This is a genomic window from Nitratidesulfovibrio sp. D1, assembly GCF_051133415.1.
Taxonomy (GTDB): domain Bacteria; phylum Desulfobacterota; class Desulfovibrionia; order Desulfovibrionales; family Desulfovibrionaceae; genus Cupidesulfovibrio.
Window position 1 is genome coordinate 411,283 of the sequence record NZ_JBPGNZ010000005.1, and the last position, 13,375, is coordinate 424,657.

General features: G+C 70.1%; 11 protein-coding genes. 8 read left to right on the forward strand and 3 right to left on the reverse strand.

Features of this window, described 5'->3' with window-relative positions; translation table 11 throughout:
• The first annotated feature begins 116 nt into the window (after nt 1-116).
• The 4 genes from ACR4XJ_RS12550 to ACR4XJ_RS12565 all read left to right on the forward strand — a co-directional run bounded on the left by ACR4XJ_RS12550 (nt 117) and on the right by ACR4XJ_RS12565 (nt 5,599).
• Nucleotides 117-956, forward strand: a complete 840-nt coding sequence (locus ACR4XJ_RS12550; RefSeq protein WP_434755511.1) for a winged helix-turn-helix domain-containing protein — start codon at nt 117-119, stop codon at nt 954-956.
• 173 nt (nt 957-1,129) lie between these two features.
• The gene (locus ACR4XJ_RS12555) at nt 1,130-3,007 is read left to right on the forward strand and encodes a UbiD family decarboxylase (RefSeq protein ID WP_434755512.1); all 1,878 of its coding nucleotides are present in this window, start codon (nt 1,130-1,132) and stop codon (nt 3,005-3,007) included.
• A gap of 295 nt (nt 3,008-3,302) precedes the next feature.
• Entirely contained in the window at nt 3,303-4,796 is a 1,494-nt protein-coding gene (locus tag ACR4XJ_RS12560) for a UTP--glucose-1-phosphate uridylyltransferase (protein ID WP_434755513.1), read from the forward strand.
• A gap of 380 nt (nt 4,797-5,176) precedes the next feature.
• A complete protein-coding gene (locus ACR4XJ_RS12565) occupies nt 5,177-5,599 on the forward strand; it encodes a hypothetical protein (RefSeq protein ID WP_333506252.1) in 423 nt (140 codons plus the stop codon).
• Between the two features lie 129 nt (nt 5,600-5,728).
• Here ACR4XJ_RS12565 and ACR4XJ_RS12570 read toward each other — a convergent pair whose 3' ends face one another.
• A complete protein-coding gene (locus tag ACR4XJ_RS12570; protein WP_434755514.1) occupies nt 5,729-8,476 on the reverse strand; it encodes a heavy metal translocating P-type ATPase in 2,748 nt (915 codons plus the stop codon).
• 204 nt (nt 8,477-8,680) lie between these two features.
• On the opposite strand from ACR4XJ_RS12570, the gene ACR4XJ_RS12575 reads away from it, so the two are divergent.
• Nucleotides 8,681-8,878, forward strand: a complete 198-nt coding sequence (locus tag ACR4XJ_RS12575; RefSeq protein WP_333506250.1) for a heavy-metal-associated domain-containing protein — start codon at nt 8,681-8,683, stop codon at nt 8,876-8,878.
• Nucleotides 8,879-9,203: 325 nt separating this feature from the next.
• Here the strand turns inward: ACR4XJ_RS12575 and ACR4XJ_RS12580 are convergent, their stop codons facing one another.
• Together ACR4XJ_RS12580 and ACR4XJ_RS12585 are read right to left on the reverse strand one after the other, a co-directional pair.
• A complete protein-coding gene (locus ACR4XJ_RS12580) occupies nt 9,204-10,097 on the reverse strand; it encodes an AMIN domain-containing protein (RefSeq protein WP_434755515.1) in 894 nt (297 codons plus the stop codon).
• 15 nt (nt 10,098-10,112) lie between these two features.
• On the reverse strand, nt 10,113-10,949 hold the full coding sequence (locus tag ACR4XJ_RS12585; protein ID WP_434755516.1) for a tetratricopeptide repeat protein: 837 nt from the start codon (nt 10,947-10,949) through the stop codon (nt 10,113-10,115).
• Between the two features lie 188 nt (nt 10,950-11,137).
• On the opposite strand from ACR4XJ_RS12585, the gene ACR4XJ_RS12590 reads away from it, so the two are divergent.
• From ACR4XJ_RS12590 to ACR4XJ_RS12600, 3 genes are all read left to right on the forward strand, one after another.
• Entirely contained in the window at nt 11,138-11,482 is a 345-nt protein-coding gene (locus ACR4XJ_RS12590; RefSeq protein ID WP_333506247.1) for a hydrogenase maturation nickel metallochaperone HypA, read from the forward strand.
• A gap of 9 nt (nt 11,483-11,491) precedes the next feature.
• On the forward strand, nt 11,492-12,148 hold the full coding sequence (hypB, locus tag ACR4XJ_RS12595; protein ID WP_434755517.1) for a hydrogenase nickel incorporation protein HypB: 657 nt from the start codon (nt 11,492-11,494) through the stop codon (nt 12,146-12,148).
• 171 nt (nt 12,149-12,319) lie between these two features.
• Nucleotides 12,320-13,321, forward strand: coding sequence for a P-loop NTPase (locus ACR4XJ_RS12600; RefSeq protein WP_434755518.1), 1,002 nt, complete (start codon nt 12,320-12,322; stop codon nt 13,319-13,321).
• Nucleotides 13,322-13,375 lie beyond the last annotated feature (54 nt).

Genomic DNA, 13,375 nt, shown 5'->3' on the forward strand with positions numbered 1-13,375 from the left:
TCCGGCATGCACACCGGGGCCCTCCTGTGGTCTGGCGCACCCCGCCGCCCTCGACACCGCGCGGCCAGTGCAGTATCCCAACCTATGCGCACCACCATGGCCGCGCCCGAAACCCCATGCTGATCCTGCTCCGCACCGCCGATGCGCGCATCGCCGCGCACATGACCGACACCCTGGCCGAGGCCGGGTTGCGGCTGGTGGAGGAACTGCCCCCGGCATCCGCGAACGTGCCGGACGCGGGGGTACAGGCCGTTCCGCATGCCGACGCGCTGGTGGCCGACCTGGACCTGCTGGTCCCGCCTCCTTCACGCGACATGTCCCCGTTTTCCCACCCCGTCCTTCTCGGCATCCGGTCCGGCACCCCGCCCGGCATCCCGCCCGGCACCCCATTGGTCCTGCTGCACACCGGCACGGCCCGGCAGGAGTCGCGCCGCGTGCGCGCCGCCGGATTGCCCGCGTCCGCCCGCCTGCTGCGCGCGCCGTTCGCCGCCGGGGCGCTGGTGGCCGCGCTGCGGGCGGCGGGGCTGGCGGCTCCCCCCGGCCGGGGTCCGCTGGCGGCCGGGGTGCTGGCCCTGGGCGACATCGTGTTCGACCCGGCCACCGGGCGCGCCACCCGCGACTTCCGGCCCCTCTCGCTGCACCCGCAGGAACGGCTGCTGCTGGAACTGCTGCTGCGCCGGGCGGGAACGGTGGTGCAGCGCGCGGACATCGCCCGCTGGTGCCTGGACTACGCCGCGCCGTCTTCCGGCCGGGTTTCCGGCCGCCCGTCCCATGCCCGTCAGGCGCATCAGCCCCATCAGGCACATCAAGTGGACGTGCTGGTCTCGCGCCTGCGGCGCACGCTGGAGCGCACGGTCGCACCGGGCTCCCCCGGCTTCCCCGGGTCCCACGGTCCCGCAGTCGGCGCCCGCCTGCGCACGGTGCGCGGCGTGGGCTACCGGCTGGAGACGGACTGACGCCGCGCCCCCGGTTCTTCCCCCGGCCATCCACTCCCCACTACGGGCTTGCGTCGCGGGCGGGCTTGTCGCATTGTCGCATTCCCGAACCCCGCCGCGCCGCCGGTTCCGGCCACTCCGCCCGGCCCGCGCGAACCATGCATGCGCCACCGCGCCGCCAGCACGAGGAACCCGTGACCTACCGCAATCTTTCCGCCTGCGTCGCCGACCTTGAACGCCACAAGCACCTCGTGCGCATCGACGCGGAGGTGGACGCCAACCTGGAAATCGCCGCCATCCAGCGCCGCGCCTACCGCGCGGGCGCGCCCGCCATGCTGTTCACGCGGGTCAGGGGCTGCCGCTTTCCCATGCTGGCCAACCTGTTCGGCACCATGGAGCGCACGAAATTCATCTTCCGCGATACCCTGCGCGCCGTGGAAGGCATCTTCCGTCTGAAACTGGACCCGTTCGACGCCTTCCGCCATCCCCTGCGCTATACCGGGGTTCCGCGCGCCCTGTGGTCCATGCTGCCGAAATCGGTGTCCGACGGCCCGGTGCTGCGCCACCGCTGCGCCATCAGCGACCTGCCGCGCCTGGTCTCCTGGCCCATGGACGGCGGCGGCTACGTCACCCTGCCGCAGGTGTACACCGAAAGCCCCGACGCGCCCGGCCCCATGCAGTCCAACATCGGCATGTACCGCGTGCAGCTGGACGGCCCGGACTACGAGAAGGACCGCGAGGTGGGCCTGCACTACCAGATCCACCGGGGCATCGGGTACCACCACGCCCAGGCCCTGCGCCGGGGCGAACCGCTGAAGGTCAACGTCTTCGTGGGCGGGCCGCCGTCCATGACCCTGTCCGCCGTCATGCCCCTGCCGGAAGGCATCGCCGAAATCCTGTTCGCGGGCGCGCTGGCGGGGTTCCGTATCCCCATGGTGCGCAGACCCGGCGGCCTCCCCATTCTGGCGGAAGCCGACTTCTGCATCAGCGGCGCCATCGCCCCGTACCAGAAGCCGGAAGGCCCCTTCGGGGATCACCTCGGCTACTACAGCCTGGCGCACGACTTCCCCGTGCTGCGGGTGGACGCGGTGCACCACCGCCCCGACGCCATCTGGCCGTTCACCACCGTGGGCCGCCCCCCGCAGGAAGACACCATGTTCGGCGACTTCATCCACCAGCTTACCGCCGACCTGGTGCCGCAGGTGTTCGCGGGCGTGCGCGAGATCCACGCCGTGGACGCCGCCGGGGTGCATCCGCTGCTGCTGGCCATCGGCAGCGAGCGCTACGTGCCCTACGCCGGGGAACGCCAGCCGCAGGAACTGATCACCTGCGGCATGGCCCTGCTGGGCACTACCCAGACCTCCCTGTCCAAGTACGTGCTGATCATGGCCCACGAGGACGCGCCCTCCATGTCCACGCACGACTTTCCCGGCTTCTTCACGCACATGCTGGAGCGCACCGACTTCACCCGCGACCTGCACTTCATCACCCGCACCACCATCGACACCCTGGACTACACCGGCATCAGCCTGAACCAGGGCTCCAAGCTGGTGTGGGCGGCGGCGGGCCCGCGCAAGCGGCAACTGGCCGACACCCTGCCCGGCGACCTGCCGCTGGATGCTCGCACGGACGACGATCACATGGCCGGGGCGGGCGGCGGCGCGTTCGGCGATCCGCGCCTGTTCGGCCGGGGCGTCGTGGTGCTGCGCGGGCCGAAGCACACCGCCAGGCGCGACGAGCACGATCCGGCCATGCACGCCCTGGCCGCCCGGCTGGCTCACGCGCGCGGGCTGGACGGCCTGCCGCTGTTCGTGGTGGTGGACGACCCGGCCTTCACCGCCGCCAACTGGGAGAACTTCCTGTGGGTGGTCTTCACCCGCTCGGACCCGGCCACCGACATGTACGGCGCGGGCGAATTCACCCACTGCAAGCACTGGGGGTGCACCGGCCCGCTGCTCATCGACGCGCGGCTGAAGTCGTTCCACGCCCCGGCGCTGGAGACCGACCCGGACGTGGAGCGCCGCGTGGACGCGCTGGCCGCGCCCGGCGGCCCGCTGCACGGGTACCTGTAGTCTTTCGCCTCTTTTTCCCCCCTCTTCCCGCAATCCCGCGCATTCCGGCGGCGCGGCGGCCAGTTCGCCGCGCCGCCCCTTTTCGTCAGCAACCATTTACGAATATTCCCCATTCTCGCCCGCGCGCCGTGTTCCGCCACCCCGCCGTCACCGGTTCGCCATGCGCAACCCCCCTTTTCTGCTGTCCTTTTCTTGAAGTTATGCTACATTTAGTGCATTCTTGCATGCCCGCCCCTTCGGCGCGCCGCCGTGCGCGCCATCGGAATGCCTTCGTAGCGCTTTTGCAGAGGTTGCCATGCCCCATTCCGGCCCCGAGCTGCTGACCCGGCCCGCCGCCCCCGCCATCGCCCCCGTCCGCATTCCCGATGCGGACGCGGATGCCGGCGTGTGCACCGCTCCCCTGCAACCCTTTGCCGCCAAGATGTCGCGCGCCGGAATGCCCTCGCCGCTGGTGGCGCTGTTCGCCTCATACCTGGAAGAACTGGCCTGCGGCAGCACCGGCCTGATCCCCGAATCGGACATCCTGCCCGTGGGGCGCGACGACCTGCCCCTGCTGGACGACCTGGCCCCCTACGCCGCCACCGGGCGCGCCCGCCTGCGCGAGGCGGCGTGCATCAAGCTGAACGGCGGCCTCGGCACCAGCATGGGCATGACCCACGCCAAGTCGCTGCTGCCCGCCAAGAACGGGGCCACCTTCCTCGAACTCATCGTGCGCCAGGCCGAACACCTGCGCCGCGCCCACGGCGGGCCTTCGCCGCTGCTGTTCATGAACAGCTTTTCCACCCACCAGGACACCCTGCGCGCGCTGGACGTGCTGGGCCTGCAACACACCGGCAGGCCGGGCGCCTTCTTGCAGCACCGCTTTCCCAAGGTGTCGCGGGCAACGCTGCTGCCCGTGGAGTACCCGGAAAACCCGGAACAGGAATGGAACCCGCCCGGCCACGGCGACATCTACGCCGCGCTGGCCCTTTCCGGCCACCTGGACCGGCTGCTGGAATCGGGCCGCCGCTACGCGCTCATCTCCAACGCCGACAACCTGGGCGCCACGCTGGACCCGGCCATCCTCGGCTACCTCATGGAAGAGGACATCCCCTTCCTGATGGAATGCGCGCCGCGCACCCCGGCGGACCGCAAGGGCGGGCACCTGGCCCGCTCGCGCGACGGGGGGCTGGCGCTGCGCGAACTGGCCCAGTGCCCGGACGAAGACCTGCCCCGCTTCCAGGACATCGTGCGCTACGGGCTGTTCAACACCAACAACATCTGGCTGGACCTGCGCGCGCTGCGCCGCCACATCGACGGGCACGGCCTGCTGCGCCTGCCCATGATCCGCAACCCCAAGACCGTGAACCCGCGCGACCCCCATTCGGAAAAGGTCTGGCAGGTGGAAACGGCCATGGGCGCGGCCATTTCGCTGTTCCCCAAGGCGCGGGCCATCGTCACCCGGCGCGAGCGCTTCCTGCCGGTGAAGCGGTGCAGCGACCTGCTGGTGCTGTGGTCCGACCGCACCCTGCTGGAACCCGACGGCCGCGTGCGCCCCAACCCGGACTGCACCTCCTCCAACGTGCTGGTGGACCTGGACAACGCCCACTACGGCACCTGGGACCGGCTGATGGCCCGTTTTCCCCACGGCGCGCCATCCCTGCTGCACTGCGCCACGCTGGCCGTGCACGGCGACGTGCTGTTCGGCCGCGACGTCGCCGTGCGCGGGCGGGTGGTGGTGCGCAACCCCTCGTGCATGCAGGCCGCCATCCCCCACGGCGCGGTGCTGGAAGGCGACGTGAACCTGTAGGCGCGCCCGCTGGCGCGGCCACTGCCGTCCGGTTCCACCCGATTCCGCCCAATTCCGTCCGGTCCAGCCCCCCTTCGCCCGCCGCGTGCGCCCCGCGCCATGCCCACGTCATGCCCATGTCATGTCAGGACGCGTAACCACGCGCGGCCATTTCTAGATTTTTTCTTGAGCTTTTTTTCCGTCTGACCTAACGTGCCCCGTGAGACCGGTGTGTACGGGGGCATGCTTGGGGGCAATCGCGCGCGCCGCCGATGCGGCGCGCACGCAGGCCATGCAGCCCGGCCCGCCGAAACGGGGACGAACAGGTCCGGCCCGTCGCGCCGTGCCGCCGTCCACCACCCCGCAGGACGACAGCCGCACCCCGAGCAGGGAGGGCGAACATGCCTCAGGTTGCCGCCAGAATATCGTCGGAGCAGGAACGCTGGCTCAAGGACTACTTCCGCACCAAGAGCGCCGGGGCGGAATTCATCCTGCCGTGGGCCGTGGACACCTTCTTCCGCGCCATTTCCACCATCAAGGGCATCTTTTCCGGGCCCGAACTCAAGACCATCATCGAGGCCCACAAGGACCTGCGCCTGCTGCCCGACCACACCCGGCTGTCCTACCTGCTGCTGCGGGTCATGGACGCCTGCGACGTGGGCATGGTGCACACCAAGCACGGGGCCAGCAAGGCCAGCCTGGAAGCCAAGCTGAAACGCCTGGACGACACCCAGGCCACCGCGCTGATGGTCTGGGCCGCCGCCTACTGGGTGAGCCGCAACTGCACGGCCGACAGCCTGGACGAGTACATCAAGGACTACTAGCGGTTGCGGCTTTCCGCCGCCTGACGCCGCACGCCGCGGGCATCCACCGCGAGGTATCCCGGAACGGCAAGGGGCGCCGGATCATCACGATCCGGTGCCCCTTGCGTTTCCCCCCGGCGGTGCCGGGTTCTACACGCTCTTTTCCGCCCCGCCTTCCGGCCCGCTCTCGGGTCCGCCCTCCGGAGTGAAGAAGCGCAGCCGCAACGCGTTGCTGACCACCGAAACCGAGGACAGGGCCATGGCCCCGCCCGCGATCATGGGCGACAGGGTGGGCCCGCCGAAGGCGTGCAGCACCCCGGCCGCCACGGGAATGCCCAGCACGTTGTAGCCGAAGGCCCAGAACAGGTTCTGGCGGATGTTGCGCACCGTGGCCCGGCTGAGCGACAGCGCCGTGAGCACCCCGTCCAGTCCGCCGCGCAGCAGCACGATGTCGCCCGCCTCCACCGCCACGTCGATGCCGGTGCCCATGGCGATGCCCACGTGGGCGCGGGCCAGGGCCGGGGCGTCGTTAATGCCGTCGCCCACCATGCCCACCACGTGCCCTTCTGCCTGCAACGCGCTGACGGCCTGTTCCTTCTGGTCGGGCAGCACTTCGGCCCGCACGTCGTCGATGCCCGCCTGACGGGCCACGGCCAGGGCGGTGCGGCGGTTGTCGCCGGTCAGCATCACCACGCGCACGCCCATCTCCCGCAGGCGGCGCACCACGGCCGGGGCTTCCGGCTTCAGCGGGTCGGACACGCCCAGCAGGGCGGTCATGCGGCCGTCCACGGCCACGTACAGCGGGGTGCGGCCCTGCTCGGCCAGTGCGTCGGACCGCGCGGTCACCTCGGGCGCATCATGCCCGGCCACGCCCTCCGCCGCCATGAACGCCGCATTGCCGATGGCGACGGAACGCCGTGCACCGTCATCGGCCACCACCCGGCCGCGCACGCCCTTGCCGGGCACGGCCAGAAAGTCCTCCACCGGCCACGGGGCAAGGCGGCGTTCCGTGGCCCCCTCGGCCACGGCCTCGGCCAGCGGATGCTCGGACAGGGCTTCCAGCGAGGCGGCAAGGCGCACCAGCGCGGCTTCGGAACCGTCTTCGCCCTCCGCGCGCAGCGCCACCACGTCGGCCAGCATCACAACATCTGTCAGACGCGGGCTGCCCACGGTGAGGGTGCCGGTCTTGTCGAACACCAGCGCGGTCAGCCGCCCGGCCTGTTCCAGCGCCTCGCCGCTCTTGATCAGCACGCCCAGCTGCGCGCCGCGCCCGGTGCCCACCATGATCGAGGTGGGCGTGGCCAGCCCCATGGCGCACGGGCAGGCGATGACCATCACCGCCACGAAGATGCGCAGGGCAAAGGTGAATTCCGATCCGGAGGCATACCACGCCACCCCGGCCAGCACCGCCAGCGCCATCACCGCCGGGACGAACCACAGGCTCACCCGGTCGGCCAGGTTGGCGATGGGGGCCTTGGAGCCCTGCGCGTCCTGCACCAGCCGGATGATCCGGGCCAGCACGGTGTCCGCGCCCACACGTTCCGCCCGCATGACGAACGAGCCGTGCCGGTTGATGGTGCCGCCCGCCACCGGGTCGCCGGGGTTCTTGGTCACCGGCAGGCTTTCGCCGGTCAGCATGGCCTCGTCCACGCTGCTGGTGCCCTCCTCCACCACCCCGTCCACGGCGATGCGCGCGCCGGGCCGCACCAGCAGCCGGTCACCGGCCCGCACGGACGCAACGGACACCTCGCGCGCCTCGCCGTCTTCCATGCGCAGGGCCGTGTCGGGCGCAAGCTCCATCAGGGCCTTGATGGCCTCGGACGTGCGGGTGCGCGAGCGCAGTTCGAAGTACTTGCCCAGCGACACCAGCGCGATGAGCACTGCCGCCGACTCGTAGTACAGGTCCATGACCCGTCGGGCCACCTCCACCCCAAGGCCGATCTCCACCGTGTTCCACAGGCTGTAGGCAAAGGCCGCGCCGGTGCCCACGGCCACCAGCGAATCCATGTTGGGGGCGCGCCGCGCCAGATTGCCGAAGCCGATGCGGTAGAAGTCTCGCCCGAACCACAGCACCGGCGCGGTCAGCGCCAGCTGCGCCAGCGCGAAGGCCAGCGGCGCGTGGTGCGGGTCGAGCCAGGCGGGCAGGGGCAGGCCCGCCATGTGCCCCATGGACAGCACCAGCAGCGGAATGGTGAAGGCGAACTCGCGCGCCAGCTTGCCGCGCATGCGGGCAAGGCGGGCGGCGGCCTCCTCGCGCTGGGCCTCCCACAGGGCGGTGCCGGAATCCTGCCGGGGCAGGATGCGTTCCGCTTCGAATCCCAATTCCGCGATGCGCGCGGGAATGGCGGCGGCAAGGGCTTCCGTGGCGTCCGGAGCCAAGCCGGGCGCGGGGGTGACCTGCGCCGTTTCCGTGGCCAGGCTGACGGTGACCGAGGCCACGCCCTCCATCTGGCCCACGGCGCGCTCGATGCGCGCCGAGCAGGCCGCGCAGTGCATGCCGCGCACCGCGTAGCGCAGCAGGCCGTCGTCGGGGGCGGCGGAGGAAGCGGGGTCCGGCAGCACCGCCTCGAAGCCCAGGTCCTTCACCCGTTCGGCGATGTCGTCCAGATGCAGGGCCGCGGGGTTCCACGCCACGTCCATGGTCTCGGTGGCCAGGTTCACGCTGATGCGCGACACCCCGTCCATCTGCCCCACCATGCGTTCGATGCGTCCCGCGCACACCGCGCAGGTCATGCCCCGCACCGGCAGCACCAGCCGGGCAAGGTCCGGGGCGGCAAGGGAGGGAGAAGCGGACGGCGCGTCGGCCTGCCGCGAGGAATCAGCCTGTTCGGGGCGGGCGGACTGCTGCGGGGTGTCGGCCCGTTCGCGGGGGTCGGGCGGTCCTGCGAGGGTGGTCATGGCGGGCTCCTGCGGCCAGCGGATGACGGAACCGTGCCGCCGTCGCCGACCGAAATGACGGCTCCGAATTGCGGCGGCGTGTTGCCAAACCGCGCCCCGGAGCCTATGGTGTTGAAAGAAGTTCTCATTCAAGTAACCCCGCGCCCGCCGCAAGGCAAGTGCGCGCCCCGCCCACCGCGACACGCAAGCCCAAGGAGCCTGACCATGCCCAGCGTCACCGTGAAGGGAATGTCGTGCAACCACTGCAAGATGTCCGTCACCAAGGCCGTTGCCGGGGTTTCCGGCGTCAAGGATGTGGACGTCAGCCTGGAAAAGGGAGAAGCCGCGTGGACCGAATCGGCCCCCGTGGACGTGGAGGCCGTGAAGGCCGCCATCCGCAAGGCCGGGTTCGACACCGAGTAGCCCCTTCCGGGCCGCGCCGGACGCGGTCCTCTTGCAGACGGCGGACATGAAAAGAGCGGGACGGCCATTCCGTCCCGCTCTTTGCGTTTCCGAAGGGAATCCCCCTGCCAGGGATTGTTTCCACATCAGGATTTTTGTTCGCTGGCAAGGAAAAAGAGCCCGCCATGCAGGGAATATACTCTTATCGTATTTGACCGGAATGGCTGGCGAAATTTGACCGCGTTGCGCTCGATGCCCGTAACACTCGCAAGCTCGCGTAACGGGCACGCTTCGCGCCCTTCGGGTCGGTCAGCCAACGGGCAAAAAGACAATTTGGAGACAGCCCCTACTGCACGCGGACCTCTATGGCCCTGTCCCCGCTCTTCACCACCTCATGCTTGGTGGGCGCGGCCTTCAGGTCCAGCACGATGCGGGTGTTCTCGCCGTAGCGGCCCACGCGCACCTTTTCGATGACCCTGTTGGAGGGCACCGAGGGCGCGGTCACCGACCACGCGCCGGTCAGGTCCAGGGCCAGCCGGTCGGGGTTGGGCAGCACTATGTACTTGTACTGGATGGGCGCATCGCCTTGCAGGTGCAGGATGGCCGTGCTGCCGGAGAACTTGATGGTGGCGGAGGTGATGGAATGGTCGCCCTTGGCCGTCTGCGGCGTTGCGGCGGGGGCGGCCTTGGCCGGGGCGGATTGCGCGGCGGGGGCGGCGGCGGCGACCTGCGGCTTGGCGGCCGGGGCCGCCTTTTCGGCAGGCTTGGCTGGCGCGGCTTTCTCCGTGCCCTTGGCCGGTTCCTTCTTCTTGCTTTCCAGCGGGGCGGCAAGGTCGGCGCCCGACTTGGACGCCATGCGGCCCAGAGCCGTACGCGGTTCGCCCGACGCAGCCTGCCCGGCCTGTCCGGCCTGTCCGGCGGAACCCGGGGAACCGGCGGGCTCGCCCTCGCCGGGCGAAACCATGCCTGCCGGGGTTTCGGTCATCGTGCCGCCGGGCTGGCCGGGGGCCAGGGCTCCCTGCCCACCCTGCTCGAAGTAGGGCATGCCGGGCTGGCCCGGCTGCGCGGGCAGGGGCTGGCCCTGCCCCGGAGTCTGCCCCGGAGTCTGCATTGGCGCCTGTACGGAGGGTCCCTCCACCGGGGCGGGCTTTTCGTCGCCGGAACTGAAATGATTGAGCACGATGAGCGCCATGGCGAACAGCACGACGGTGGGTATCAGCATGGCGATGGTCTTGTTCATCTTGCGAAGGTCTCCTTACCGGGCGGCCTTGCGGGCCGTCCCTTCATCGTTGGCGGCGCCGGCCTTCCGCTCCAGAAGGAAGTCGAGAAAGCGGCGCGAGGGCTCGAGGTCGGGCGTCAGTTCCAGCGACTCGCGCAGGTGCTGTTCCGCCCGCTCCGTGTCGCCCATGTCGTAGTAGGTACGGGCGATGTTGAAATGCACGTGGCTGTCGTCCGGCGAAAGGTCCAGCGCGCGCAGATGGTGCCGGATGGCGATGCGCGGCAGCTTGCTCTTGCGCAGGTTGATGCCGAAATCGGTGAACATGTGGCGATGGGCGGGTACGAATTCGCCGGGGGCCTCGGCCAGGCGCTCCAGCGCGCGCACGGCGCGGTCGCGGTCGCCCCGGCGCAGTTGGGCCAGCGCGATGGCGAAGTCGGCCCGCAGCGAACGCTCGGTCTGCGCGCCCATCTCGTGTCCGGCGATGTCGCCGGAACGGCGGTTGGCGTCGCGCCCGGCGGCCATGCCGGACGGCGCGTCACCGGGTGCCGGGTCCTGCTGCTTCTTGCCGCCCGAACCGCCGGAACCGCCCCGCGCGGCCTGCATGGCCGTCAAACCGGGGCGGACGGGCACGGCCAGCACGTCCGGCTCGAAGGCATAGCCCTTGGCCAGTTCCGCCGTGCTGATGGCGCGGCGCTCGCCCGTGGGTTCCATGCTGGCCGACAGGGGCTGCACCACGTAGCCGCCCGCGTCGTGCTCCCAGACAAACCAGTAGCGCCTGCGCGCGGCGTTGCGCCCCGGCGCCCCCATGCCCGGCCTGCCCGTCTGGCGCGGATCGACGGAGGAATAGACGCCCTTGAAGATGCCGGTCTCCATATCTGCTCCTGTCGCTGCCCGCGAACACCGCGCCGTGGCTGCACGGCGTGGGCGCGTCGGGCTCAGATGTACCCTTTTTCGCGGGCGTTGCAAACGGCCGGGGCATGCGGGACGGCGGCCCTGTCCCGCACCGCTTCCCCCAACTGGACGCGCCGTGGCTTTTCCTTTATCCATGCCGGATGCATGAAATGTCCGTCGCATCCAGCGTCATCTCCATCGTTCAGGAAGAGCTGGCCAAGCATTCCGCCACCCGGTTGCTGCTGGTCCGCGTGCGCTTCGGCGCGCTGGCCAACCTCGTGCCCGAGGCCATGGAGTTCGCCTTCGAGGCCATGACCATCGGCACCGCCTTCGAGGGTGCGAAGCTGGAACTGGCCATGGCCCCGGTGAAGCTGCAATGCGGCGGCTGCGGCAGGGAGTTCGAGCCGCAGGGCAAGGAACTGCTGTTCGCGCCCTGCCCCGCCTGCGGCGAAGAGGCCGGACACCACGTGCTGGCCGGGCGCGAGCTGTACGTCGAACACATCGAAGCAGAATAGGGGGCTACCGTGGAAATACCCGTGGTCAGGAACGTGCTGGAAGCCAACGACAAGATGGCCGCCCAACTGAAAGGCCTGTTCGCCCGGCACGGCATTCTGGTCCTGAACATGATCAGTTCGCCCGGCGCGGGCAAGACCTCGGTGCTGGAGCGCACCCTGGCCGACCTGCGCGGCGAGTTCCGCATGGCGGTCATCGAAGGCGACCTGCAAACCGACAACGACGCCCGCCGCGTGGCCGCCACCGGGGCCAAGGCCGTGCAGATCAACACCGACGGCGGCTGCCACCTGGACAGCAACATGATTCTGGAGGCGCTGTCCAACTTCGACCTCGCGGAGATCGACATCCTGTTCATCGAGAACGTGGGCAACCTGGTCTGCCCGGTGGAGTTCGACTGCGGCGAAGACCACAAGGTGGCCCTGCTCAGCGTGACCGAGGGCGACGACAAGCCCGAGAAATACCCGCTGCTGTTCAATCTTTCCACGGTGATGCTGCTGAACAAGGTGGACCTTCTGCCCTACGTGGACTTTGACGTGGAGCGGGCCAAGCGCTTCGCCACGCACCTGAACAAGGGGCTGACCATCTTCCCCATGTCCTGCCGCAGCGGCGAAGGACTGGAAGGCTGGTACGACTGGCTGCGCGCGGCGCGCGCCGCCAAGCGCGGGTAGCGCCCGGGCAACCCCGCCTGCGGGCTTGCGGCATGGCGGGCGCGTGGTTACAGTAGCACACGTCGGGCAAGCATCCCCGTTCCGACGTCGAATTCACCCCCCGGCCCGTCCGGCACGCAGTTCGTGCCCGGACGGTATCCGGGGGTATGCCATTGCCGGAGGCAACACCCCATGAGCGATTCTTCTTCCTGTCAGGGCTGCCCCAGCGCGGCCGGTTGCGGCTCCGCCGGAAATCCGGAGGGCTGCCCCTCGTCTTCTTCGTCCGGCTCGTCCGGCTCGTCCGGCTCGTCCGGCTCGTCCGGCCCGGCCGCAGGTGCCGGAGGCGGCTGCGGCGGCGGGTGCGGTGGTCCCACCCCGGAACAGCAGGCCGAAGAGGCCAGGTTGCAGGCCACCCTTTCGCACATCCGCAACACCATCGTGGTCATGTCCGGCAAGGGGGGCGTGGGCAAAAGCTCCACCGCCGCCAACATCGCCGCCGGGCTCGCCCTGGCGGGCAAGCGCGTGGGCCTGCTGGACGTGGACGTGCACGGCCCGTCCATCCCCCGCCTGCTGAAGCTGGACGCGGCCCAGGCCGACGTGGACGGCGACACCATCCAGCCCGTGTTGTGGCGCGAAGATGTTTCGCTGAAGGTCATGTCGCTGGGCTTCTTCCTGCCCGACGGCCGCCAGGCGGTGATCTGGCGCGGCCCGGTGAAGATGGGCTTCATCAGGCAACTGCTGTCCGACGTGGCTTGGGGCGAACTGGATTTCCTGGTGGTGGACTGCCCCCCCGGCACCGGCGACGAACCGCTGTCCGTGCTCCAGTTGCTGGGCGACGCGGCCCGCGCGCTCATCGTCACCACGCCGCAGGCCGTGGCCGTGGACGACGTGCGCCGCTCGCTGGGCTTCTGCGAAGACCTGAACGTGCCGGTGCTGGGCGTCATCGAGAACATGAGCGGCATCGTCTGCTCCAAGTGCGGCAACGTGGAATCCCTGTTCGGCCAGGGCGGCGGCGAACGCCTGGCCAAGGAAATGAACGTGCCGTTCCTAGGCGCGGTGCCGCTGGACCCGGAGATCGTCCGCGCGGGCGACGAGGGCAACATCTACATCGCCTCGCACCCCGACCGCCCCGCCGCCGCCGTGCTGAGCACCATCGTGGACGCGCTGGTGGAAGCGGACGCTCCGGAGGCGTAGCAGCCCAATACGGTTAAAGAAAACACCCTCCGCCATGCCGTAATGACGGGGGGT